This is a genomic window from Mesorhizobium sp. M2A.F.Ca.ET.043.02.1.1 (genome assembly GCF_003952405.1).
In the GTDB taxonomy this organism is placed as follows: Bacteria; Pseudomonadota; Alphaproteobacteria; order Rhizobiales; family Rhizobiaceae; genus Mesorhizobium.
In genome coordinates, this window is sequence record NZ_CP034445.1 from 6450899 (window position 1) to 6472415 (window position 21517).

34 protein-coding genes are annotated in these 21517 nt (G+C 63.1%); 32 read left to right on the forward strand and 2 right to left on the reverse strand.

From position 1 onward, the window contains the following. Nucleotides 1–71: 71 nt before the first annotated feature. Nucleotides 72–737 (forward strand): O-methyltransferase, encoded by a 666-nt coding sequence (locus EJ068_RS31145; protein WP_127252434.1) that lies wholly within the window; start codon nucleotides 72–74, stop codon nucleotides 735–737. Nucleotides 738–770: 33 nt separating this feature from the next. On the opposite strand, the gene EJ068_RS31150 is transcribed toward EJ068_RS31145, so the two are convergent. Together EJ068_RS31150 and EJ068_RS31155 are read right to left on the reverse strand one after the other, a co-directional pair. Beyond that, on the reverse strand, nucleotides 771–1700 hold the full coding sequence (locus EJ068_RS31150) for a Gfo/Idh/MocA family oxidoreductase (RefSeq protein ID WP_127252436.1): 930 nt from the start codon (nucleotides 1698–1700) through the stop codon (nucleotides 771–773). Between the two features lie 78 nt (nucleotides 1701–1778). Beyond that, nucleotides 1779–2060: a hypothetical protein gene (locus EJ068_RS31155; protein ID WP_040983044.1), complete on the reverse strand. Its 282-nt coding sequence runs from the start codon at nucleotides 2058–2060 to the stop codon at nucleotides 1779–1781. Nucleotides 2061–2521: 461 nt separating this feature from the next. Here EJ068_RS31155 and rpsL point away from each other — a divergent pair, with 461 nt between their 5' ends. The 31 genes from rpsL to rplQ all read left to right on the forward strand — a co-directional run bounded on the left by rpsL (nucleotide 2522) and on the right by rplQ (nucleotide 21508). Further along, nucleotides 2522–2893 carry a 30S ribosomal protein S12 gene (gene rpsL / locus EJ068_RS31165; protein ID WP_006202128.1) on the forward strand — a complete coding sequence of 124 codons (372 nt, stop codon included), beginning with the start codon at nucleotides 2522–2524 and terminating at the stop codon, nucleotides 2891–2893. 9 nt (nucleotides 2894–2902) lie between these two features. Continuing rightward, nucleotides 2903–3373 (forward strand): 30S ribosomal protein S7, encoded by a 471-nt coding sequence (rpsG, locus tag EJ068_RS31170; protein ID WP_027170372.1) that lies wholly within the window; start codon nucleotides 2903–2905, stop codon nucleotides 3371–3373. Between the two features lie 27 nt (nucleotides 3374–3400). Beyond that, nucleotides 3401–5491 carry an elongation factor G gene (gene fusA / locus EJ068_RS31175; protein WP_095818141.1) on the forward strand — a complete coding sequence of 697 codons (2091 nt, stop codon included), beginning with the start codon at nucleotides 3401–3403 and terminating at the stop codon, nucleotides 5489–5491. 65 nt (nucleotides 5492–5556) lie between these two features. After that, a complete protein-coding gene (tuf, locus tag EJ068_RS31180) occupies nucleotides 5557–6732 on the forward strand; it encodes an elongation factor Tu (RefSeq protein WP_040983039.1) in 1176 nt (391 codons plus the stop codon). A 69-nt stretch (nucleotides 6733–6801) separates the two neighbouring features. Continuing rightward, nucleotides 6802–7110 (forward strand): 30S ribosomal protein S10, encoded by a 309-nt coding sequence (gene rpsJ, locus EJ068_RS31185; protein ID WP_006205468.1) that lies wholly within the window; start codon nucleotides 6802–6804, stop codon nucleotides 7108–7110. 61 nt (nucleotides 7111–7171) lie between these two features. After that, nucleotides 7172–7891 (forward strand): 50S ribosomal protein L3, encoded by a 720-nt coding sequence (gene rplC, locus EJ068_RS31190; RefSeq protein ID WP_127252190.1) that lies wholly within the window; start codon nucleotides 7172–7174, stop codon nucleotides 7889–7891. Next, nucleotides 7891–8511 (forward strand): 50S ribosomal protein L4, encoded by a 621-nt coding sequence (gene rplD / locus EJ068_RS31195; RefSeq protein WP_127252189.1) that lies wholly within the window; start codon nucleotides 7891–7893, stop codon nucleotides 8509–8511. The genes rplC and rplD overlap by 1 nt, the downstream gene beginning before the upstream one ends. Next, a complete protein-coding gene (locus EJ068_RS31200; protein ID WP_040983033.1) occupies nucleotides 8508–8801 on the forward strand; it encodes a 50S ribosomal protein L23 in 294 nt (97 codons plus the stop codon). The genes rplD and EJ068_RS31200 overlap by 4 nt, the downstream gene beginning before the upstream one ends. A gap of 22 nt (nucleotides 8802–8823) precedes the next feature. After that, a complete protein-coding gene (rplB, locus tag EJ068_RS31205; RefSeq protein ID WP_126082803.1) occupies nucleotides 8824–9657 on the forward strand; it encodes a 50S ribosomal protein L2 in 834 nt (277 codons plus the stop codon). Between the two features lie 16 nt (nucleotides 9658–9673). After that, nucleotides 9674–9952, forward strand: coding sequence for a 30S ribosomal protein S19 (gene rpsS, locus EJ068_RS31210; protein ID WP_006205463.1), 279 nt, complete (start codon nucleotides 9674–9676; stop codon nucleotides 9950–9952). Nucleotides 9953–9954: 2 nt separating this feature from the next. Then, a complete protein-coding gene (rplV, locus tag EJ068_RS31215) occupies nucleotides 9955–10344 on the forward strand; it encodes a 50S ribosomal protein L22 (protein ID WP_010909277.1) in 390 nt (129 codons plus the stop codon). After that, nucleotides 10344–11069, forward strand: coding sequence for a 30S ribosomal protein S3 (gene rpsC, locus EJ068_RS31220; protein ID WP_127252188.1), 726 nt, complete (start codon nucleotides 10344–10346; stop codon nucleotides 11067–11069). Before rplV ends, rpsC begins: the two co-directional genes overlap by 1 nt. A 27-nt stretch (nucleotides 11070–11096) precedes the next feature. Next, a complete protein-coding gene (gene rplP / locus EJ068_RS31225) occupies nucleotides 11097–11510 on the forward strand; it encodes a 50S ribosomal protein L16 (protein ID WP_027170364.1) in 414 nt (137 codons plus the stop codon). A 12-nt stretch (nucleotides 11511–11522) separates the two neighbouring features. Beyond that, complete coding sequence (rpmC, locus tag EJ068_RS31230) at nucleotides 11523–11723, forward strand: 50S ribosomal protein L29 (RefSeq protein ID WP_042642190.1); 201 nt, start codon at nucleotides 11523–11525, stop codon at nucleotides 11721–11723. Between the two features lie 4 nt (nucleotides 11724–11727). Next, on the forward strand, nucleotides 11728–11967 hold the full coding sequence (gene rpsQ / locus EJ068_RS31235) for a 30S ribosomal protein S17 (RefSeq protein ID WP_023675136.1): 240 nt from the start codon (nucleotides 11728–11730) through the stop codon (nucleotides 11965–11967). Between the two features lie 83 nt (nucleotides 11968–12050). Next, nucleotides 12051–12419, forward strand: coding sequence for a 50S ribosomal protein L14 (rplN, locus tag EJ068_RS31240; protein ID WP_006205457.1), 369 nt, complete (start codon nucleotides 12051–12053; stop codon nucleotides 12417–12419). Between the two features lie 12 nt (nucleotides 12420–12431). Further along, the gene (rplX, locus tag EJ068_RS31245) at nucleotides 12432–12746 is read left to right on the forward strand and encodes a 50S ribosomal protein L24 (RefSeq protein WP_042642195.1); all 315 of its coding nucleotides are present in this window, start codon (nucleotides 12432–12434) and stop codon (nucleotides 12744–12746) included. After that, entirely contained in the window at nucleotides 12739–13317 is a 579-nt protein-coding gene (gene rplE, locus EJ068_RS31250) for a 50S ribosomal protein L5 (RefSeq protein ID WP_126082801.1), read from the forward strand. Before rplX ends, rplE begins: the two co-directional genes overlap by 8 nt. Nucleotides 13318–13343: 26 nt before the next feature. Beyond that, on the forward strand, nucleotides 13344–13649 hold the full coding sequence (rpsN, locus tag EJ068_RS31255; RefSeq protein ID WP_042642199.1) for a 30S ribosomal protein S14: 306 nt from the start codon (nucleotides 13344–13346) through the stop codon (nucleotides 13647–13649). A gap of 12 nt (nucleotides 13650–13661) precedes the next feature. After that, nucleotides 13662–14060, forward strand: coding sequence for a 30S ribosomal protein S8 (rpsH, locus tag EJ068_RS31260; protein WP_042642201.1), 399 nt, complete (start codon nucleotides 13662–13664; stop codon nucleotides 14058–14060). A 90-nt stretch (nucleotides 14061–14150) separates the two neighbouring features. Continuing rightward, nucleotides 14151–14684, forward strand: a complete 534-nt coding sequence (rplF, locus tag EJ068_RS31265) for a 50S ribosomal protein L6 (RefSeq protein ID WP_095818135.1) — start codon at nucleotides 14151–14153, stop codon at nucleotides 14682–14684. A 158-nt stretch (nucleotides 14685–14842) separates the two neighbouring features. After that, a complete protein-coding gene (gene rplR, locus EJ068_RS31270; RefSeq protein WP_127252187.1) occupies nucleotides 14843–15205 on the forward strand; it encodes a 50S ribosomal protein L18 in 363 nt (120 codons plus the stop codon). A gap of 74 nt (nucleotides 15206–15279) precedes the next feature. After that, entirely contained in the window at nucleotides 15280–15849 is a 570-nt protein-coding gene (gene rpsE, locus EJ068_RS31275) for a 30S ribosomal protein S5 (RefSeq protein ID WP_027046810.1), read from the forward strand. Nucleotides 15850–15874: 25 nt separating this feature from the next. Next, nucleotides 15875–16072 (forward strand): 50S ribosomal protein L30, encoded by a 198-nt coding sequence (gene rpmD, locus EJ068_RS31280; RefSeq protein WP_027170355.1) that lies wholly within the window; start codon nucleotides 15875–15877, stop codon nucleotides 16070–16072. 22 nt (nucleotides 16073–16094) lie between these two features. Beyond that, nucleotides 16095–16568: a 50S ribosomal protein L15 gene (gene rplO, locus EJ068_RS31285; RefSeq protein WP_126083813.1), complete on the forward strand. Its 474-nt coding sequence runs from the start codon at nucleotides 16095–16097 to the stop codon at nucleotides 16566–16568. 257 nt (nucleotides 16569–16825) lie between these two features. After that, nucleotides 16826–18166 carry a preprotein translocase subunit SecY gene (gene secY, locus EJ068_RS31290; protein WP_127252186.1) on the forward strand — a complete coding sequence of 447 codons (1341 nt, stop codon included), beginning with the start codon at nucleotides 16826–16828 and terminating at the stop codon, nucleotides 18164–18166. Further along, complete coding sequence (locus EJ068_RS31295) at nucleotides 18163–18753, forward strand: adenylate kinase (protein ID WP_127252185.1); 591 nt, start codon at nucleotides 18163–18165, stop codon at nucleotides 18751–18753. The genes secY and EJ068_RS31295 overlap by 4 nt, the downstream gene beginning before the upstream one ends. 229 nt (nucleotides 18754–18982) lie before the next feature. Continuing rightward, complete coding sequence (gene rpsM / locus EJ068_RS31300; RefSeq protein WP_027170351.1) at nucleotides 18983–19351, forward strand: 30S ribosomal protein S13; 369 nt, start codon at nucleotides 18983–18985, stop codon at nucleotides 19349–19351. A 124-nt stretch (nucleotides 19352–19475) separates the two neighbouring features. Next, a complete protein-coding gene (rpsK, locus tag EJ068_RS31305) occupies nucleotides 19476–19865 on the forward strand; it encodes a 30S ribosomal protein S11 (protein WP_006205444.1) in 390 nt (129 codons plus the stop codon). Nucleotides 19866–19961: 96 nt separating this feature from the next. Continuing rightward, nucleotides 19962–20972, forward strand: a complete 1011-nt coding sequence (locus EJ068_RS31310; RefSeq protein WP_040994640.1) for a DNA-directed RNA polymerase subunit alpha — start codon at nucleotides 19962–19964, stop codon at nucleotides 20970–20972. Between the two features lie 104 nt (nucleotides 20973–21076). Further along, nucleotides 21077–21508 (forward strand): 50S ribosomal protein L17, encoded by a 432-nt coding sequence (gene rplQ / locus EJ068_RS31315; protein WP_126082799.1) that lies wholly within the window; start codon nucleotides 21077–21079, stop codon nucleotides 21506–21508. Nucleotides 21509–21517 lie beyond the last annotated feature (9 nt).

Here is a 21517-nt window from a genome sequence, read left to right on the forward strand (position 1 = left end):
ACAAAGAACCAGATCGGGATGATGGATCTACGAGCGTCATCCCGATCTAACTTCACGAAGGAGGAAGAGCTATGAGCAGCAAGGCCTGGGCGGCAGTCGATGACTATATCGTTTCCTCGCTTTTCGAAGCGGACCCCGTGCTGGACGCCGTGCTTAAGGCCAACCGCGACCAGGGCCTTCCGGCCATCGACGTGTCGCCCGCGCAGGGCAAATTGCTGTCGCTGCTGGTGCGCATCCGAGGCGCGAAGACCGTGCTGGAGGTCGGCACGCTCGGCGGCTACTCGACCATCTGGATGACGAGGGGACTGCCGGCGGACGGCAAGGTGGTGACGCTGGAGCTCGTTCCGCACCACGCCAGGGTCGCGCACTCGAATTTCGAGCGGGCAGGGGTTTCCGACAAGGTCGACCTGCGGGTCGGCCCGGCGCTACAGTCGCTCGCCGCGCTGGCCGACCAGAATGCCGCCCCATTCGACCTGATCTTCATCGACGCCGACAAGCCCAACAACCCGAATTATCTCGACTGGGCGATGAAGCTGTCGCGCTCGGGCACGGTCATCGTCTGCGACAACGTCATCCGCGACGGAGCGGTCGTGAAGAAGAACAGCGGCGACGTCAATGTCGAAGGCGCCCGCGCCGCGTTTTCGTTCATCAGCGGTGACAAGCGGCTGGACGGCACGGCCATCCAGACCGTCGGCGCCAAAGGCTATGACGGCTTTGCCATCGCGATCGTAGAATAGGGATTTCGCTCGCTTCGGCGCTTTGCCGCTGACTCAGTCGAAAAACGCCTCGACCACATTGCGCTTGCCCAGCATGAAGGCGTCGGCCACGTGCTGCAGCGGCGCGAGGTCGACATCGGAAGTGCCCGTGCGAACGATCTCGGCGAAACGTTTGTAAAGCATCGGATATTCGGCTTCCGGCTCGTCGTGAATGACTTTGCCGTCGACGGCGAGCTTTGCGCCGCCGCCGGACAGGACCATCTTGCCCTTGTCAGTCTCGGCCAGGATGTCCCAGCTCTGCGGCCCGGTCTGCAACCAGTCGAGTTCCATCGTCACCGGCAGGCCGTTCGAGGTGCGGAAGGCGACATGCGCCGCGACCGGTGCCGCACGGTTTTCGGGAAAATCGAGCACTGCCGAGGTGATGAACATCGGCGGCAGGATATGCGTGGCGATCGACAGGGCGTTGATGCCCGGATCGAAAACGCCGAAGCCGCCTGGCTCCCAGATCCATTCCTGGTTCGGATGCCAGCGGCGCACGTCTTCCTTCCAGTTGATGGCGGCCGAGGTCAGCTTGGCCGAGACGAGGAAGGCGCGCGCGGCCTCTACCGCCGGCGCATAGCGCGAATGCCAGCTGGCAAAGAGCGAGACGCCGTTCTTGTCGGCCAGCGCCTTGAGATGCTCGACCTCGCTCACCGTCGCGCCCGGCGGCTTTTCGAGGAACACATGCTTCTTCGCCTCCAGCGCGGTGCGTGCGGCGTCGTAGCGGAACTGCGGCGGCATGCAGAGCGAGACCGCCTGGACACCAGGTTCAGCCGCAAGCATCGCCTCGATCGTCGGATAGTTCGGGATACCGTCGACCTTGCCATGGCGGCTGGCCGCGGCGGCGAGCTGATAGTCGCCGTCTTTGGCGACTGCCGGCAGATGCTGGTCACGGACGATCTTTCCCACGCCGACGATGCCGAGCTTGATGGGATTGCTGGTCATGGGAACTCCGGAAAAGAAGAATGGCTGGCTTCAGGTTATTAGGGGTGGTCGGGGAGGGACGTTGTGCCGCCGGCTATATCAGAACGGCTCGTCAAAGGTGACGATCGACACCTCGCCTTCCAGCGCGCCCTGATAGGCCGACAGATGCGGCTCCTCGTCGGGCTCGCCTTCCATGTCGCCGATCTGGTCGAGCTCGGCCTCCGCGAATCCCTCGGCGGCGAGCGATTCGAGGGCGCGGCGCACGGCAGAATCATCGTCGGGCGCCACCAGCATCACATGCACGCCCTCGGGCTTGCCGCCCTTCTTGCGCCAGACTCGTCCGGTAATGATGGTGACCGGCCGTTCTTCATTGTCGTTCACGGGCTGATTCCTCGTTTTCCGGCGCAAAGTCCGGCTCAAGCCGCGTTTTGGCACGAAGCCAGTGCGGAAGACAGCCGCAAGCCGGTCACTTTCTTCCTCGCTCTTGAAAAAAGGCGCAATAAAATTACATGCGTTTTGCGCATGGCTGCCAAGCCTCGAATTGACCGCAATATTTGCCGTTGCGGGGTTGACGGGCAATGGCCTTACGAGTAGAAGCCGCGACGTCAGAACCGATGTGAGACCAGCCTTTCCGAGGCGACACGCTTTGGAGTTTGTCTCAAACAGGGTTCGTTTTACGAGCGAAAAGACATTTCCGGCGCGCATGAAGCGGCTTCCGCTTCCTCTGCAATTTGTTCGGGCAGGACCGCGAGACGCGGTGTGTTGCCCGAATTCGCGTATGGAAATGACGCTTTTAGCGGCCCTGACAGGGCAGACACGGAATTGAGAGACAAGAGGGTTTAATGCCTACCGTCAACCAGCTGATCCGCAAGCCGCGCCTGGCGCCGGTGAAGCGAAACAAGGTCCCGGCCATGCAGCAGAACCCGCAGAAGCGGGGCGTCTGCACGCGCGTCTACACCACGACGCCGAAGAAGCCGAACTCGGCGCTGCGCAAGGTGGCCAAGATTCGCCTGACCAACGGTTTTGAAGTGATCGGCTACATCCCCGGCGAAGGCCACAACCTTCAGGAACACTCGGTGGTCATGATCCGCGGCGGTCGCGTCAAGGATCTGCCGGGCGTCCGCTACCATATCATCCGCGGCGTGCTCGACACGCAGGGTGTGAAGAACCGCAAGCAGCGTCGTTCGAAATACGGCGCCAAGCGTCCGAAGTAAGGGTTTCCCATGTCCCGTCGTCACAGTGCAGAAAAGCGTGAGATCAACCCGGATCCCAAGTTCGGCGATCTGATCGTCACCAAGTTCATGAACGCCGTCATGTATGACGGCAAGAAGTCGGTAGCCGAGACCATCGTCTACGGCGCGCTGGATCAGGTCCAGGCCAAGACCAAGCAGGAGCCGGTCACCGTCTTCCACCAGGCGCTCGACAATGTCGCGCCGCATGTGGAAGTGCGCTCGCGTCGCGTCGGCGGCGCCACCTACCAGGTTCCGGTCGACGTGCGCCCCGAGCGCCGCCAGGCCCTGGCCATCCGTTGGCTGATCGCCGCGGCCCGCAACCGCAACGAGACCACCATGGTCGACCGCCTCTCGGGCGAGCTGATGGACGCGGCCAACAACCGCGGCACCGCCGTCAAGAAACGTGAAGACACCCACAAGATGGCGGAAGCCAACCGCGCCTTCGCGCATTACCGCTGGTAACGCGAAAGAGACTGAGAGGCACCTCCCATGGCCCGCGAATACAAGATCGAAGACTACCGCAATTTCGGTATCATGGCGCATATCGACGCCGGCAAGACGACGACGACCGAGCGCGTCCTGTACTACACGGGCAAGTCGCACAAGATCGGCGAAGTCCATGACGGCGCTGCCACCATGGACTGGATGGAGCAGGAGCAGGAACGCGGCATCACCATCACGTCGGCCGCGACCACGACTTTCTGGAAGGGTCGTGACGGCAAGATGCGCCGCTTCAACATCATCGACACCCCCGGACACGTCGACTTCACCATCGAGGTCGAGCGTTCGCTGCGCGTGCTCGACGGCGCCATCGCGCTCCTCGACGCCAACGCCGGCGTGGAGCCGCAGACCGAGACCGTGTGGCGCCAGGCCGACAAGTACCATGTGCCGCGCATGATCTTCTGCAACAAGATGGACAAGATCGGCGCCGACTTCTACCGCTCGGAAGAGATGATCGGTTCGCGCCTCGGCGCGCAGGCGGTCGTCATGCAGCTGCCGATCGGCGCCGAGACCGAGTTCAAGGGCGTCGTCGACCTCGTCGAGATGAACGCGCTCGTCTGGCGCGACGAGACCCTGGGCGCCGCCTGGGACGTCGTCGAGATCCCGGCTGACCTCAAGGCCAAGGCCGAGCAGTATCGCGAGAAGATGATCGAAGCCGCCGTCGAGATGGACGAGACCGCGCTCGAGAACTATCTCGAAGGCAAGATGCCGTCGAACGACGAGATCCGCGCGCTGATCCGCAAGGGCACCATCGCGGTCAAGTTCTTCCCGATGTTCTGCGGCTCGGCCTTCAAGAACAAGGGCGTGCAGCCGCTGCTCGACGCCGTCGTCGAATACCTGCCGTCGCCGATCGACGTGCCGGCCATCAAGGGCGTCGACGCCAAGACCGACGCCGAGATCGAGCGTCATGCCGATGATAACGAGCCGCTGTCGATGCTGGCGTTCAAGATCATGAACGACCCGTTCGTCGGTTCGCTGACCTTCGCCCGCATCTATTCGGGCAAACTCACCAAGGGCACCTCGCTCGACAACACGGTCAAGGGCAAGAAGGAGCGCATCGGCCGCATGCTGCAGATGCATGCGAACTCGCGCGCCGACATCGAGGAAGCCTATGCCGGCGACATCGTTGCGCTGGCCGGCCTCAAGGACACGACCACCGGCGACACGCTCTGCGATCCGCTGCACCCGGTCATCCTCGAGCGCATGGAATTCCCCGATCCGGTCATCCAGATCGCCATCGAGCCGAAGACCAAGAACGACCAGGAAAAGATGGGCCTCGCGCTGCATCGCCTGGCGGCTGAGGATCCGTCCTTCCGCGTCAAGACCGACGAGGAATCGGGCCAGACCATCATCGCCGGCATGGGCGAGTTGCATCTCGACATCATCGTCGACCGCATGCGCCGCGAGTTCAAGGTCGAAGCCAATGTCGGCGCGCCGCAGGTGGCTTATCGCGAGACGATCACCCGCACGCACGAACAGGATTACACGCACAAGAAACAGACCGGCGGTACCGGCCAGTTCGCTCGCGTCAAGATCATCTTCGAGCCGAACACCGAGAGCGAAGAGTTCGTGTTCGAGTCCAAGATCGTCGGCGGTGCGGTTCCGAAGGAATACATCCCGGGCGTCGAGAAGGGCATCAACAGCGTCATGGGTTCCGGCCCGTTCGCCGGCTTCCCGATGATCGGCGTCAAGGCGACCCTCGTGGATGGCGCCTTCCACGACGTCGATTCCTCGGTGCTGGCGTTCGAAATCGCCTCCCGCGCCTGCTTTAAGGAAGCCGCTCCGCGCCTCGGCGTGCAGCTGCTTGAGCCGATCATGAAGGTCGAGGTCGTGACGCCGGAAGATTATGTCGGCGGCGTCATCGGCGACCTCAACGGCCGTCGTGGCCAGATCCAGGGTCAGGAAGCGCGTGGCGTTGCCGTCGTCATCAACGCAATGGTGCCGCTGGCGAACATGTTTAAGTACGTCGACAATCTGCGTTCGATGTCGCAGGGCCGCGCCCAGTACACGATGCAGTTCGACCACTACGAGCCGGTTCCGACCGCGGTCGCCCAGGAAGTTCAGAAGAAATACGCGTAACTCGAGCGGGTTGCACGAGACCTTAATTCAAGGCCCGCACGGGCAAGCAGGATTGGAGAGATCACATGGCAAAAGGTAAATTCGAGCGCACCAAGCCGCATGTGAACATTGGCACGATCGGCCACGTCGATCATGGCAAGACGTCGCTGACGGCGGCGATCACGAAGTATTTTGGCGAATACAAGCGCTATGACCAGATCGACGCGGCACCCGAAGAGAAGGCGCGCGGCATCACGATTTCGACGGCGCATGTCGAGTATGAGACGGCCAACCGTCACTATGCCCATGTCGACTGCCCCGGCCACGCCGACTATGTGAAGAACATGATCACCGGTGCTGCCCAGATGGACGGCGCGATCCTGGTCGTGTCGGCCGCCGACGGCCCGATGCCGCAGACCCGCGAGCACATCCTGCTTGCCCGTCAGGTCGGCGTGCCTTCGATCGTGGTATTCCTCAACAAGGTCGACCAGGTCGACGACGCCGAGCTGCTCGAGCTGGTCGAGCTCGAGGTTCGCGAGCTTTTGTCGAAGAACGAGTTCCCCGGCGACGACATTCCGATCGTCAAGGGCTCGGCTCTGGCCGCTCTCGAGGATTCGAACAAGACCATCGGCGAGGACGCCATCCGCGAGCTGATGGCTCAGGTCGACGCCTACATCCCGACCCCGGTTCGTCCGCTGGACAAGCCGTTCCTGATGCCGATCGAGGACGTGTTCTCGATCTCGGGCCGCGGCACGGTCGTGACCGGCCGCGTCGAGCGCGGCGTGGTCAAGGTCGGCGAGGAACTGGAGATCGTCGGCATCCGTCCGACCGCCAAGACGACCTGCACGGGCGTTGAAATGTTCCGCAAGCTGCTCGACCAGGGCCAGGCCGGCGACAACATCGGCGCGCTGCTGCGCGGCATCGACCGCGAGGGCGTCGAGCGCGGCCAGGTTCTGGCCAAGCCGGGCTCGGTGAAGCCGCACAAGAAGTTCGTGGCCGAAGCCTACATCCTGACCAAGGACGAAGGCGGCCGTCACACGCCGTTCTTCACCAACTACCGTCCGCAGTTCTACTTCCGCACGACGGACGTGACGGGCATCGTGACGCTGCCGGCCGGCACCGAGATGGTGATGCCCGGCGACAACATCACCGTCGACGTCGAGCTGATCGTGCCGATCGCGATGGAAGAGAAGCTGCGCTTCGCCATCCGCGAAGGCGGCCGCACCGTCGGTGCCGGCATCGTCGTCACCATCAAAGAGTAATTTGGACTGAAACCGATCTGTCGCGGGCGCGGGAGCTGCCCGCGCCGCGCCAGAACAAGGAATTGACGCATGAACGGACAGAATATCCGCATCCGCCTTAAAGCGTTTGACCACCGGGTGCTCGACGCCTCGACGCGCGAAATCGTGTCGACCGCCAAGCGCACCGGCGCCAACGTCCGCGGCCCCATCCCGCTGCCGACGCGGATCGAAAAATTCACGGTCAACCGGTCGCCCCACGTCGACAAGAAGAGCCGCGAGCAGTTCGAGATGCGTACGCACAAGCGTCTGCTCGACATCGTCGATCCGACCCCGCAGACGGTCGATGCTTTGATGAAGCTCGATCTGGCCGCCGGTGTCGACGTCGAGATCAAGCTCTAAAGGAATGAGAACGCGGTAAGGGGCGGTGCCCCTGGCCCGGAACTCTAAAGGAATTGAACCGATGCGTTCAGGTGTGATTGCAAAGAAGGTGGGAATGACCCGCATCTATAACGATGCCGGGGAACACGTTCCCGTCACCGTTCTCCAGATGGAGAACTGCCAGGTCGTGGCTCAGCGCACGCAGGAGAAGAACGGCTACACCGCCGTCCAGCTCGGCGTTGGCCTTGCCAAGGTGAAGAACACGTCGAAGGCGATGCGCGGCCATTTCGCCGCTGCGTCCGTCGAGCCCAAGGCCAAGGTCGCGGAGTTCCGCGTCTCCGCCGACAACATGATCGACGTCGGCGCCGAGCTGACCGTGGAGCATTTCGTCGCCGGCCAGAAGGTCGACGTCACCGGCACTTCGACCGGCAAGGGTTTCCAGGGCGTGATCAAGCGCCACCACATGGGTGGTGGCCGCGCCACGCACGGTAACTCGGTCTCGCACCGCACGCACGGCTCGACCGGCCAGCGCCAGGACCCCGGCAAGGTGTTCAAGGGCAAGAAGATGGCCGGCCACATGGGCGACACCCGCGTCACGACGCAGAATGTCGAGGTTGTCTCGACCGATGCCGACCGCGGCCTGATCCTGATCCGCGGCGCGGTTCCCGGCGTCAAAGGCGCCTGGATCCTGGTTCGCGACGCTGCCAAGGTTGCGCTGCCGGCCAACGCGCCGAAGCCCGCCGCGATCCGTGCCGCTGCTGCTGCCAAGAACGAAGCCCCGGCCACTGAGGGAGCGGAATAATGGACCTCAAGATTAAAACGCTGGGCGGCAAGGACGCCGGCGAGCTGAAGCTCTCCGAAGAGATTTTCGGCCTCGACCCGCGCGAGGACATCCTGCAGCGCGTCGTGCGCTGGCAGCTCGCCAAGAAGCAGCAGGGCACGCACAAGGCCAAGGGCCGCGCCGAGATCGCGCGCACCGGCGCCAAGATGTACAAGCAGAAGGGTACGGGGCGCGCCCGTCACCACTCGGCTCGCGCTCCGCAGTTCCGCGGCGGCGGCAAGGCGCACGGCCCGGTCGTGCGCAGCCATGAGCACGACCTGCCGAAGAAGGTGCGCGCGCTGGGCCTGAAGCATGCTCTCTCGGCCAAGGCCAAGAGCGCTTCGCTCATCATCGTAGACGAGCTGAAGCTTGCCGAAGCCAAGACCAAGGCGCTGGCGGCGAACCTCGAGACGCTGGGGCTGACCAACGCGCTGGTGATCGGCGGCGCCGAGCTTGACCAGAACTTCAAGCTGGCCGCGACCAACATTCCGAACATCGACGTGCTGCCCATCCAGGGCATCAACGTCTACGACATTCTGCGCCGCGGCACGCTGGTCCTTTCCAAGGCCGCCGTCGAGGCTCTCGAGGAGCGCTTTAAATGACCGACCTCCGTCACTACGACGTGATCGTCTCGCCGGCGATCACCGAAAAGTCGACCATGGCTTCCGAGCAGAACCAGGTCGTCTTCAACGTCGCCAAGAAGGCGTCGAAGCCGGAAATCAAGGCTGCCGTGGAGGCTCTCTTCGGCGTCAAGGTGACGGCTGTGAACACGCTCGTCCGCAAGGGCAAGATCAAGCGCTTCCGCGGCACGGTTGGCCGCCAGGGCGACGTCAAGAAGGCGGTTGTGACGCTGGCCGACGGCCAGTCGATCGACGTCGCGACGGGTCTCTGAGCAAGGCCGCGAGGACAGGACAATGGCACTTAAGAAATTCAACCCGATAACGCCGAGCACCCGCCAGCTGGTCATCGTCGACCGCTCGGGCCTCTACAAGGGCAAGCCCGTCAAGGGCCTGACCGAAGGCCTGACCAAGTCGGGCGGCCGCAACAATTACGGCCGCATCACGGCCCGCTTCATCGGCGGCGGTCACAAGCGCTCGTACCGCATCATCGACTTCAAGCGTAAGAAGTACGACGTCGTCGGCACGGTCGAGCGTATCGAATACGATCCGAACCGCACCGCCTTCATCGCGCTGATCAAGTATGACGATGGCGAGCTGTCCTACATCCTGGCCCCGCAGCGTCTTGCTGCCGGCGACAAGATCGTGGCCGGCGAAGCGGTTGACGTGAAGCCGGGCAACGCGATGCCGCTGGCCTCGATGCCGGTCGGCACGATCGTCCACAACATCGAGCTGAAGCCGGGCAAGGGCGGTCAGGTCGCCCGTTCGGCTGGCGGTTACGCCCAGCTCGTCGGCCGCGACCAGGGCATGGCGATCCTGCGCCTCAACTCGGGCGAGCAGCGCGTCGTGCACGGCTCCTGCATGGCCACCGTCGGCGCGGTGTCGAACCCCGACCACGGCAACATCAACGACGGCAAGGCCGGTCGCACCGTTTGGCGCGGCAAGCGTCCGCACAATCGCGGCGTGACCATGAACCCGGTCGACCATCCGCACGGCGGCGGCGAAGGCCGCACCTCGGGCGGCCGTCATCCGGTTTCGCCCTGGGGCAAGCCGACCAAGGGCAAGAAGACGCGGTCCAACAAGGCGACCGACAAGTTCATCCTGCGCTCGCGTCATCAGCGCAAGAGCTAATAAGAGGTAACGCCAAGTGACTCGTTCGATTTGGAAAGGCCCCTTCATCGACGGCTACCTTCTCAAGAAGGTGGACAAGGTTCGTGAAGGTGGTCGCAATGAGGTGATCAAGATGTGGAGCCGTCGCTCCACCATCCTGCCGCAGTTCGTCGGCTTCACCTTCGGTGTCTACAACGGCCAGAAGCACGTCCCGGTCTCGGTGAACGAGGATATGGTCGGCCACAAGTTCGGTGAATTCGCTCCGACCCGGACCTATTACGGTCACGGCGCGGATAAGAAGGCGAAGAGGAAATAATCATGGGCAAGGCCAAAGCTCCGCGCAGGCTTGCTGATAACGAGGCGCGTGCCGTTCTGCGCACGATCCGTATCAGCCCGCAGAAGCTGAACCTGGTTGCCGCGCTGATCCGCGGCAAGAAGGTCGCGACAGCGCTTTCCGACCTCGAATTCTCGGCCAAGCGGATTTCCGGCACGGTCAAGAAGACGCTGGAATCGGCGATCGCCAACGCGGAAAACAACCACGACCTCGATGTCGACGCGCTGGTCGTGGCGGAAGCCTATGTCGGCAAGTCGATCGTCATGAAGCGTTTCCACGCTCGTGGCCGCGGTCGCGCCAGCCGTATCGAAAAGCCGTTCTCACACCTCACGATCGTCGTTCGTGAAGTCGAGGAAAAAGGGGAGGCCGCATAATGGGCCAGAAAGTCAATCCGATCGGGCTGCGTCTCGGCATCAACCGTACCTGGGATTCGCGCTGGTTCGCGAACACCGGCGAGTACGGCCAGCTGCTGCACGAGGACCTCAAGATCCGCAAGTATCTTGAGAAGGAACTCAAGCAGGCCGCGATCTCCAAGGTCGTGATCGAGCGTCCGCACAAGAAGTGCCGCGTCACCATCCACGCCGCGCGTCCGGGCCTGATCATCGGCAAGAAGGGCGCCGACATCGAGAAGCTGCGCAAGAAGCTGACCGAGATGACGAAGTCCGAAACGCACCTCAACATCGTTGAAGTGCGCAAGCCGGAAATCGACGCCACGCTGATCGCCCAGTCGATCGCCCAGCAGCTCGAGCGCCGCATCGCGTTCCGCCGCGCCATGAAGCGCGCCGTTCAGTCGGCCATGCGTCTCGGCGCCGAAGGCATCCGCATCAACTGCTCCGGCCGTCTCGGCGGCGCCGAAATCGCGCGCATGGAGTGGTACCGCGAAGGCCGCGTGCCGCTGCACACCCTGCGCGCCGATGTCGACTACGGCACGGCCGAGGCGAACACGGCTTACGGTATCTGCGGCGTCAAGGTGTGGGTGTTCAAGGGCGAGATCCTTGAGCACGACCCGATGGCTTCCGAGCGTCGCGCCACCGAAGGTGATGCAGCGCATGGCGGTGGCGGTGAGCGTGAACGCGGCCGTCGTCGCGAGAACGCCTGAGACATTTGAGAATTTGGAGTTAGAACGATGCTGCAGCCAAAGCGCACAAAGTTCCGTAAGCAGTTCAAGGGCCGTATCCACGGTACCGCCAAGGGCGGCACCAATCTGGATTTCGGCGGTTTCGGACTGAAGGCGCTTGAGCCGAACCGCGTCACCGCGCGTGAGATCGAGGCGGCCCGCCGCGCGATCACCCGCGAGATGAAGCGCGCCGGCCGCGTCTGGATCCGGGTGTTCCCGGACCTGCCGGTCACCTCGAAGCCGACCGAAGTCCGCATGGGTAAGGGCAAGGGCGCCGTCGATTATTGGGCGGCGCGCGTCAAGCCCGGCCGCATCATGTTCGAGATCGACGGCGTCAGCGAGGAGACCGCGCGTGAAGCGCTGCGTCTCGGCGCCGCCAAGCTCTCGGTCAAGACGCGCTTCGTGCAGCGCATCGCAGAATAAGGACAGGCGATCATGAAAGCCGAAGACATCCGGACCAAGACCCAGGATCAGCTGACCGACGACCTGGCCGCGCTGAAGAAGGAGCAGTTCAATCTGCGCTTCCAGAAGGCCACCGGCCAGCTCGAGAAGACCGCGCGCGTGAAGCAGGTCCGCAAGGACATCGCGCGCATCAAGACCATCGCCGCGGAAAAAGCCGCGGCCAAGAAGGGTTAAGACCATGCCGAAGCGTATCCTGCAGGGCACCGTCGTCAGCGACAAGAACGAGAAGACGGTTGTCGTCAAGGTCGAGCGTCGCTTCACGCATCCGGTGATGAAGAAGACCGTGCGCATGACCAAGAAGTACAAGGCGCACGACGAGAACAACGCCCACAAGGTTGGCGACCAGGTGTTCATCCAGGAATCGAAGCCAATTTCCAAGGACAAGCGCTGGGTTGTCGTCTCTTCGGATCAGGCTTGATCCGGGCGAACGAACCGAATTTTGGACAGACCGGGGAGGGGTGAAAGCACCCGTCCCGTTAGAAAAGAAGAAGGCGGCCAGTCATGATTCAGATGCAAACAAACCTCGACGTCGCGGACAATTCCGGCGCCCGTCGTGTCATGTGCATCAAGGTGCTGGGCGGCTCGAAGCGGAAATATGCCTCCGTCGGCGACATCATCGTGGTGTCGATCAAGGAAGCCATTCCGCGCGGCCGCGTTAAGAAGGGCGATGTGATGAAGGCGGTCGTGGTTCGCACGGCCAAGGACATCCGCCGTCCGGACGGCAGCGTGATCCGTTTCGACAAGAACGCGGCCGTTCTCGTCGACAATAAGAAAGAGCCGATCGGCACCCGTATCTTCGGACCGGTTCCGCGCGAGCTGCGCGCCAAGAACCACATGAAGATCATCTCGCTCGCGCCTGAAGTGCTGTAAGGAGCCGGACCAATGCAAAAGATCAAAAAAGGCGACAAGGTCGTCGTGCTGGCCGGCAAGGACAAGGGCCGTTCGGGCGAAGTCCTATCGGTGCAGCCGAAGGAAGACACCGCGGTTGTCCGCGGCGTGAACCTCATTCGCCGTCACCAGAAGCAGACCCAGTCCCAAGAGGGCGGGATCATCACCAAGGAAGCGCCGATCCACCTGTCGAACATCGCGCTGGCCGACCCCAAGGACGGCAAGCCGACCCGCGTCGGCTTCACCATCCAGAAGGACGGCAAGAAGGTGCGCGTCGCCAAGCGTTCGGGAGAAGTCATCAATGGCTAAGGCTGAAACCAAGCAGGCAACTGCCAAGAACGAGCCGCGCCTCAAGAAGGTCTATCAGGAGACCATCCGCAAGGCGCTGCAGGAGCAGTTCGGCTACGACAACGAGATGCAGGTTCCGCGCATCGACAAGATCGTGCTGAACATGGGCGTCGGCGAAGCAACCGCCGATTCCAAGAAGCCCTCGGTCGCGGCCGAGGATCTCGCGCTGATCGCCGGCCAGAAGGCCGTCGTCACCCGCGCCCGCAACTCGATTGCCGGCTTCAAGGTGCGCGAGAACATGCCGATCGGCGCCAAGGTCACGCTGCGCAAGGAACGCATGTACGAGTTCCTCGACCGCCTCGTGAACATCGCGCTGCCGCGCGTTCGCGACTTCCGCGGACTGAACCCGAAGAGCTTTGACGGCCGTGGCAACTACGCCATGGGCATCAAAGAACACATCGTGTTCCCGGAGATCAACTACGACAAGGTTGATCAGGTCTGGGGCATGGACGTCATCGTTTGTACGACGGCGAAGACGGATGACGAGGCCAGGGCTCTGCTCAAGGCCTTCAACTTCCCCTTCCGCCAGTAACGGCAGCGAAAAAGGAAAAATCTGAAATGGCAAAGACCAGCTCAGTCGAGAAGAACAACCGGCGCCGCAAGCTCGCCGACCAGTACGCCGCCAAGCGCACGGCGCTCAAGGCCATCATCATGGATCAGTCCAAGCCGATGGAAGAGCGTTTCCGCGCCCAGTTGAAGCTGTCGGCGCTGCCGCGCAACTCGGCCAAGATCCGCATCCGCAACCGTTGCGAAGTCACGGGGCGTCCGCGTGCCTACTATCGCAAGCTGAAGCTTTCGCGTATCGCGCTTCGCGATCTGGGCAACACCGGCCAGATCCCGGGCCTGGTCAAGTCGAGCTGGTAAGGAGACACTGAGATGTCATTGAGCGATCCTCTCGGCGATATGCTGACCCGCATCCGCAACGCCTATGGCCGCAAGAAGTCGAGCGTCTCGACCCCGGCCTCGCGTCTGCGCGCCCGCGTCCTCGAAGTGCTGAAGTCGGAAGGCTATATCCGCGACTACAGCCAGACCGATTTCGAAAACGGCAAGTCTGAAATCGAGATCGAGCTGAAGTATTTCGACGGCGCTCCGGTCGTGCGCGAAATCGAGCGCGTCTCGAAGCCCGGCCGCCGCGTCTATGTCTCGGCCAAGTCGATCCCGCAGGTCGCCAACGGCCTCGGCATCGCCATCCTTTCGACGCCAAAGGGCGTCATGGCCGACCATGAAGCGCGCGAGCAGAATGTCGGCGGCGAGATCCTCTGCCAGATCTTCTGATCGGCCAAGAGATTGATGAATGGGCTTCGGTTCTCGGGATCGCGCCCGGGAACTGGAACCTGAAACCAAAGAAGTGACGAGGACAACAAAATGTCTCGTATCGGAAAGAAACCCGTTTCGCTGCCGCAGGGCGTGACCGCCTCCGTCAACGGCCAGACCGTGACGGCGAAGGGCCCGAAGGGCGAGCTGAAGTTCGTGGTGAACGACGAAGTGCTGGTCAAGATGGAGAACAACGAGATCTCCGTCGAGCCGCGCGACCAGACCAAGAACGCCCGCTCCAAGTGGGGCATGTCGCGCACGCAGATCGTCAACATCCTGCAGGGCGTGAAGGACGGCTTCGAGAAGAAGCTCGAGATCACCGGCGTCGGCTATCGTGCGGCGTTGCAGGGCAAGAACCTGCAACTCGCGCTTGGCTTCAGCCACGACGTCGTCTACGAGACGCCGCAGGGCATCACCATCACGGTGCCGAAGCCGACCGAGATCACGGTCTCGGGCATCGACAAGCAGCAGGTCGGCCAGGTCGCCGCCGAGATCCGCGAGTATCGCGGTCCGGAGCCGTACAAGGGCAAGGGCGTGCGCTATGCCGACGAGCGCATCGTGCGCAAGGAAGGCAAGAAGAAGTAATAGGCTTGGCCCCGAACCGAAGGTCAGCGCAGCAAAAAGTTGCGGACTTTTCGGAAGGGGCCAGGCTTGAGAAGTGTAACGCCGCGGGGAGCGGCCGCGGGAGGCTTGGCCTACCGCGCAGGGTTGCCCCCGTTTTCTGAAGGCAAGGAACTGACATCATGGCAAGCCCCAAGGAAACCATCCAGCGCCGCGCGCAGCGCGTCCGCCGCCAGCTGAAGAAGGTCGCCGGCGCGCGTCCGCGGCTTTCGGTGCACCGTAGCTCGAAGAACATCTACGTCCAGGTCATCGACGATGCCACCGGCCACACTCTGGCCGCCGCCTCGACGCTCGAGAAGGACCTCAAGGGTTCGCTGAAGACCGGCGCCGACACTGCCGCTGCCGCTGCGGTCGGCAAGCTGATCGCCGAGCGCGCTTCGAAGGCCGGCGTCAAGGAAGTCGTCTTCGATCGTGGCCCGTACATTTATCATGGCCGCGTCAAGGCGCTGGCCGAAGCTGCCCGCGAAGGCGGCCTCAGCTTCTAATTTCGCCGCTGATGACCCAAAGCGGCATCGGCAAACAGCAACCCGTGCTTCCGGAAAAGAACAAGGACTAGGATATGGCACAGGAACGTAGAGAAGGCGGCCGCGGCCGCGAGCGTGAACGCGAAGAGCGTGACGACGGCATGGTGGACAAGCTCGTCCACATCAACCGCGTCGCCAAGGTGGTGAAGGGCGGCCGTCGTTTCGGCTTTGCCGCTCTCGTCGTCGTCGGCGACCAGAAGGGCCGCGTCGGCTTCGGCCACGGCAAGGCGCGCGAAGTGCCGGAAGCCATCCGCAAGGCGACCGAATCGGCCAAGCGCGACATGATCTTCGTGCCGCTGCGTTCGGGCCGCACGCTGCATCACGACGTCGAGGGCCGTTGGGGCGCCGGACGCGTTCTGTTGCGCGCCGCCAAGCAGGGTACCGGCATCATCGCCGGCGGTCCGATGCGCGCCGTCTTCGAGACGCTCGGCATGCATGACGTGGTCGCCAAGTCGATGGGTTCGTCGAACCCCTACAACATGGTTCGCGCCACCTTCGACGCGCTGAAGAGCCAGATGCATCCGAAGGATGTGGCTGCCGCGCGCGGCATCAAGTATTCGACCCTTCAGGCCCGCCGCGGCACCGCCGTTGCGGCTGAAGAATAGTCGACGCTGACCAGGGATTTCGACCATGGCCAAGAAAGCTACCAAGACCATCACCGTCGAGCAGATCGGCTCCCCGATCCGCCGGCCGAAGGAGCAGCGTGCCACGCTGGTCGGCCTCGGCCTGAACAAGATGCACAAGCGGCGCACGCTGGAAGATACCCCTTCCGTGCGCGGCATGATCGCCGCCGTCCAGCACCTCGTCCGCGTCGTGGACGAGGCCTGAACGGAAGCGCAGGAGAAGAATGATGAAACTCAACGATCTGCGTGACAAGGACGGCGCCACGCATTCCAGGAAGCGCCTCGGTCGCGGCATCGGCTCCGGCTCGGGCAAGACCGCCGGTCGCGGCGTCAAGGGCCAGAAGGCTCGTTCGGGCGTTGCCATCAACGGCTTCGAGGGCGGCCAAATGCCGCTCTACCGGCGCCTGCCGAAGCGCGGCTTCAACAACCTGTTCGGCAAGAGCTTCGCGGTCGTGTCGTTGGCCAAGATCCAGGCGGCGATCGACGCCAAGAAGCTCGACGCCAAGGCGGCCGTGACGGCCGAGGCCCTGGTCGCCGCCGGCGTCATCCGCCGCGCCAAGGACGGCGTGCGCGTGCTGTCCGACGGCGAGCTGAAGGCCAAGCTCTCCTTCGACGTCGCCGGCGCCTCCAAGGCCGCGATCGAGAAGATCGAGAAGGCCGGCGGTTCGGTGAAGCTGCCGGAAGCGGCCGCCGCCGAGTAACGGCGATTTGAAGCACGGCCGACCGGGATAACTTCGCATTTTCCCTCGATCCGCGCTTTGACCAGATGAATTGGGCGGCCGCGTCAACGCGGCCGCTTGCATGTTTAAGGTCCGGAGCTTATCTCGTGAGCTTCGGTGACACGCGCCGCCTGAGCTGGGGGCGTCGAGCGTGACACGGAAATCAATGAAGTAGAGCAGGATGTTGTCCGAAAACCGCTCCACACTTTTCGGCATCATGCTCTAGCGGAGAATCAGGCATGGCTTCGGCTGCTGAACAACTAGCCTCCAATCTGAATTTCGCGGCCTTCGCCAAGGCCGAGGATCTCAAGAAGCGCATCTGGTTCACCATCGGCGCGCTGCTCGTCTACCGCCTCGGCACCTACATCCCGCTTCCCGGCATCAACCCCGACGCTTTCGCCCAGGCCTTCTCCTCGCAGAGCAAGGGCGTGCTCGGCATGTTCAACATGTTCGCCGGCGGCGCCGTGCAGCGCATGGCGATCTTTGCGCTGGGCATCATGCCCTACATCTCCGCCTCCATCATCATGCAGCTGATGACCTCGGTCATCCCCTCGCTGGAAGCGCTGAAGAAGGAAGGCGAGCAGGGCCGCAAGATCATCAACCAGTACACGCGCTACGGCACCGTGCTTCTGGCGCTGATCCAGGCCTACGGCATTTCGATCGGCCTCGAAGGCGGCAACGGCATCGTCAACGATCCTGGCATGTTCTTCCGCATCTCGACCGTCGTCACGCTGGTCGGCGGCACGATGTTCCTGATGTGGCTCGGCGAGCAGATCACCGCGCGCGGCATCGGCAACGGCATTTCGCTGATCATCTTCTCCGGCATCGTCGCCGGCCTGCCGCGGGCGATCTCCGGCACGCTGGAGCTCGGCCGCACCGGCGCGCTGTCGACGGGCCTCATCCTCGCGATCATCGTTCTGGCCATCATCGTCATCGCGCTCATCGTCTTCGTCGAGCGCGCGCAGCGCCGCCTGCTCATCCAGTATCCGAAGCGCCAGGTCGGCAACCGCATGTTCCAGGGCGACACCTCGCATCTGCCGCTGAAGCTCAACACCTCGGGCGTCATCCCGCCGATCTTCGCGTCCTCGCTGCTGCTTTTGCCGGCAACCGTCGCGGGCTTCTCGCAGGCGACCAACCTGCCGGCCTGGGCAAGCACGATCCTCGCCTCGCTCGGCCACGGCCAGCCGCTCTACATGATCTTCTATGCGGGCATGATCGTCTTCTTCGCCTTCTTCTACACGGCGATCGTTTTCAACCCGAAGGACACGGCCGACCAGCTCAAGAAGCATTCCGGCTTCATCCCGGGTTATCGTCCAGGCGAACGCACCGCCGAATATATCGACTATGTTCTGACGCGTATCACCGTCATCGGCGCCATCTACCTGGTGCTGGTCTGTCTGCTGCCCGAGTTCCTGATTTCAGCGACTGGCGTACCTTTCTACCTCGGTGGCACATCGCTTCTGATCGTGGTCAGTGTCACGCTCGACACGGTGGCGCAGATTCAGGGTCACCTGATCGCGCATCAGTATGAGGGCCTGATCAAGAAGTCGAAGTTGCGTGGGGGGAAGAGGAGCAGATGAGGCTGATATTGCTTGGGCCGCCAGGGGCGGGCAAGGGGACGCAAGCACAAAGACTGGTAGAACAACACGGCATCCCACAGCTCTCGACGGGGGACATGCTGCGTGCCGCGGTCCAGGCCGGAACCGAGGTCGGCAAGCGTGCCAAGGCGGTGATGGATGCCGGCGAGCTTGTCTCGGACGCGATCGTCAATGCCATCGTCGCCGAGCGCATCGATCAGCCAGATTGCGCGAAGGGCTTCATCCTCGACGGCTATCCGCGCACGCTGGTCCAGGCGGACGCGGTCGACGCCATGCTTGCCGAGCGCGGCATCGCGCTCGACACAGTCATCGAGCTTGTCGTCGACGACAAGGCGCTGGTCGGACGAATCGTCAAACGCGCCGAGGATGCCAAGGTCGCCGGCCAGCCTGTTCGTAAGGACGACAACCCGGCGGTGTTCGAGGAACGCCTGCGCGAATATTACAAGAAGACGGCGCCGCTGACCGGCTACTACTACGCCAAAGGCAAGCTCAAGACCGTCGATGGCATGGCCAGTATCGATGCCGTGACCGACGAGATCGGCAAGGTGCTCGCGGCCGCGGCGAAGTGAGCCGGACCGGCAATTGAAGATTGCGCTTGGCGACAATTGAAGATTGCGCTTGACTGAAGTGGGTCGTTGGGGTATGGCGGCCCGTCTTCCTATCAGGCATGGACTTTGCTTGCCCTTGCGGGCAAGGCGTCCGCTTTGAACCAGGAAACTCCCGCAAGGGCCGGCCTCCACCGGACGCGGGGTAACTTGAACGCCGGCTCGTCCGGCCTACATGGAGAAAGAGCAGAAAATGGCTCGTATAGCCGGCGTCAACATTCCGACCAACAAGCGCGTCGTCATTGCGCTTCAGTACATTCACGGCATCGGCAAGAAGTTTGCCCAGGAGATCGTCGACAAGGTCGGCATCCCGGCGGACCGCCGCGTCAACCAGCTGACCGACGCGGAAGTGCTGCAGATTCGCGAGACGATCGACCGCGACTACCAGGTCGAAGGCGACCTGCGCCGCGAAGTCTCGATGAACATCAAGCGGCTCATGGACCTCGGCTGCTACCGCGGCCTGCGTCACCGCCGCTCGCTGCCGGTCCGCGGCCAGCGCACGCACACCAATGCGCGCACCCGCAAGGGCCCGGCCAAGGCGATCGCCGGCAAGAAGAAGTAATTGGGCGAATAGCGAGTAGTCATTAGCGAGTAGGGCTCTATTCGCTACTCACTATTCCCTACTCGCTTCTCAGGGTGGAGCCGCTGGCATTACGGCGGTGTAGAGATCAACTGAAAGGACTACCATGGCCAAGGAAGCCGCTCGTGTTCGCCGTCGCGAACGCAAGAACATCTCGTCGGGCGTTGCCCACGTCAATTCGACCTTCAACAACACCATGATCACCATCACCGACGCGCAGGGCAATTCGATTGCCTGGTCGTCAGCCGGTGCGCAAGGGTTCAAGGGTTCGCGCAAGTCGACCCCGTTCGCCGCCCAGATGGCTGCCGAGGACGTCGCCAAGAAAGCGCAGGAACACGGCATGCGCATGCTCGAGGTCGAGGTCTGCGGACCCGGCTCCGGTCGTGAATCGGCCCTTCGCGCGCTGCAGGCGGCCGGCTTCACCATTACCTCGATCCGCGACGTGACGCCGATCCCGCACAATGGCTGCCGTCCGCGCAAGAAGCGCCGCGTCTGATTTTAAGCGCCGCGCGAACGCCACGGCGTTCCTCCGCGGTTTTCCGTGTCGCCCGCCACGATTGGATGGTGGCGGGGCAAAGGAAGGAAGACATTTATGATCCAGAAAAACTGGCAGGAACTGATCAAGCCGAACAAGATCGAGTTCTCGTCGAAGAAGAAGACGCTGACCACGCTGGTGGCCGAGCCGCTCGAACGCGGCTTTGGCCTGACGCTGGGCAACGCGCTGCGGCGCGTGCTTCTGTCTTCGCTGCGCGGCGCGGCTGTCACCGCCGTGCAGATCGACGGCGTACTGCATGAATTCTCGTCCATCGCCGGCGTGCGCGAGGACGTGACCGACATCGTGCTCAACATCAAGGAAATCGCCATCCGCATGGAAGGCGATGGTCCCAAGCGCATGGTCGTGCGCAAGCAGGGCCCGGGCGCCGTGCTCGCCGGCGACATCCAGACCGTCGGCGACGTCGAGATCCTCAACCCCGACCACGTCATCTGCACGCTGGACGAGGGCGCCGAGATCCGCATGGAGTTCACCGTCGACACCGGCAAGGGCTATGTGCCCGCCGAGCGCAACCGCGCCGAGGACGCGCCGATCGGCCTGATCCCGGTCGACTCGCTCTACTCGCCGGTCAAGAAGGTCTCCTACAAGGTCGAGAACACCCGCGAGGGCCAGGTGCTCGACTATGACAAGCTGACCATGACCATCGAGACCAACGGCTCGATCTCGGGCGAGGACGCGGTCGCCTTCGCCGCCCGCATCCTGCAGGACCAGCTCGCGCTGTTCGTCAACTTCGACGAGCCGCAGAAGGAAGTCGCGACCGAAGCCGTCACCGAGCTCGCCTTCAACCCGGCGCTGCTCAAGAAGGTCGACGAACTCGAACTTTCGGTGCGTTCGGCCAACTGCCTGAAGAACGACAACATCGTCTATATCGGCGACCTGATCCAGAAGACCGAAGCCGAGATGCTGCGCACCCCGAACTTCGGCCGCAAGTCGCTGAACGAGATCAAGGAAGTGCTGGCGGCCATGGGCCTCCATCTCGGCATGGAAGTGCCGGACTGGCCGCCGGAAAACATCGAAGACCTCGCAAAGCGTTACGAAGACCAATATTGAGCATGAATTCCAAGGATCGGCGGCGCGAGCCGCTCGATCCGACGGTCATGCGGAAAACCATCAGAGGCCGTGGCCTCTTGAACAACTGAAGAAGGAAAAGAGCCATGCGCCACGGTTTCAAAGGCCGTCGTTTCGCCCGCAGCATCAGCCATCGTAAGTCGATGTTCGCCAACCTCGCCGTGTCTCTGATCGAGCACGAGCAGATCGTCACCACCCTGCCGAAGGCGAAGGACCTGCGTCCGATCGTCGAGAAGCTCGTCACGCTCGGCAAGCGCGGCGACCTGCACGCCCGCCGCCAGGTGATCGCGCAGATCGGCAATGAAGGCGTCGTCAAGCGCCTGTTCGAGACCCTCGCCCCGCGCTACGCCACCCGCAACGGCGGCTACCTGCGCATCATGAAGGCAGGCTTCCGCAAGGGCGACAACGCTGCCATGGCGGTCATCGAATTCGTCGACCGCGACACCTCGGCCAAGGGCGCCGCCGACCGCGCCCGCCTCGAGGCCGAGGGCGCTAATGAGGAAGCCGCGGCCGCCTGAGGCACGGAT